At 55.5% G+C, this 1,430-nt stretch carries 1 protein-coding gene; it reads left to right on the forward strand.

What is annotated here, in order from left to right; all coding sequences use genetic code 11:
* Positions 1-83: 83 nt before the first annotated feature.
* Positions 84-1,421, forward strand: coding sequence for an IS4 family transposase (locus tag FEK46_RS22080; protein WP_135559694.1), 1,338 nt, complete (start codon positions 84-86; stop codon positions 1,419-1,421).
* Positions 1,422-1,430: the final 9 nt, after the last annotated feature.

Consider the following 1,430-nt stretch of genomic DNA (forward strand, 5'->3'; position numbering starts at 1 on the left):
CAATGCCGATCAGTTAAGGATCGGTTGACCGATCCTTAAACTGCAGCACTATAACGGCTTCCACAACAGGGAGCCGTTTTCTTATGCCACTTCTCAATGATCTGCTCGATTTCAGTGACCATCCGCTTATGCCACCGCCCTCTGCACAACTGTTTGCAGAGCACCTTCCCGTCGAGTGGATACAGCACTGCCTGACGCTTTCTGCTCATGCGACCGTGCGCCGCCGTCGTTTACCGGGAGACATGGTTATCTGGATGGTGGTGGCCATGGCCTTCTTCCGCAATGAGCCAATTACCGATGTGGTTCGCCGTCTGAACCTGAGCGCGGATGGCGAAGCGGGGATGAACCTGCTGGCCCGCAGCGCTGTCACCCAGGCGCGTCAGCGCGTGGGGGCCGCCCCGGTGGAATGGCTCTTCCGCCAGACCGCACAGACATGGGGCGCGGAACGTTACCTGAAGGATGACTGGCACGGCCTGCAACTTTTTGCCATTGATGGCGCACAGTTCAGGACACCTGATGAACCTGAGTTGCGTGAATATTATGGCTCTGCCAACACATCCACTGAGCGGCAGAGCGCCTACCCGGTTATGCGTCTGGTGGCATTAATGAATCTGGGAAGTCACATTCTGCTGAATGCCGTGACCGCGCCTTACCGGCGGAGCGAAACCGTGCTGGCCCACTCCATGCTCGCCACCATCCCGGATAACTCCGTTACACTGTTTGACAAGCTCTTTTACAGCGCAGACCTGCTGCTGACGCTGAACCGGCAGGGTTGTAACCGCCACTGGCTACTGCCTGCGTGGAAGAATATCGCGGCAGAAACAGAAGAAAGTCACGGTCCCGGAGACAGGCTTCTGAAACTGAAGGTATCACTGCAGGCGAGGAAAAAGAATCCTGCACTGCCAGAGTTCTGGTACGCCCGGGCGGTGACTTATGAGGTGAACGGTGTGGAGAAAACGGTGCTGACATCACTCCCGGCAGACCGCTACAAAGCAAAAGAGGTGGCGGAACTTTACCATTCACGATGGGAAATCGAAGTCGGGTTCAGAAACCTGAAAAGCAGCCTGCTGAACAATGCCCTGGTGCTGAGAAGCCGTAAGGTTGAGTTGCTGGAGCAGGAGGTGTGGGGCATGTTGCTGGCTTACAACCTGATACGGCGTGAGGCAACAAAAGCGGCTGAGAAACACAAAAAAGCGGCGTCAGAAATCAGCTTTAAGTTCGCGTTCCAGTTTATCGCGACAGAAATGATAGTGCTGGGAAATACGGCATCACCGGGGACTATCCCGAAACGACTGGAGCATCTGCGGGGTGCTCTGGAAGCAGTGTTCATAACAAAACGCCCCCGACCATCAAGGCCGAGGGCAGTTAAGATATCAAAAACCCGTTATCCGGTGAAACGCAGCACTGCTCCGCTTAAGTGAACGGCATTG

Source organism: Escherichia sp. E4736, from assembly GCF_005781225.1.
Classification (GTDB): domain Bacteria; phylum Pseudomonadota; class Gammaproteobacteria; order Enterobacterales; family Enterobacteriaceae; genus Escherichia.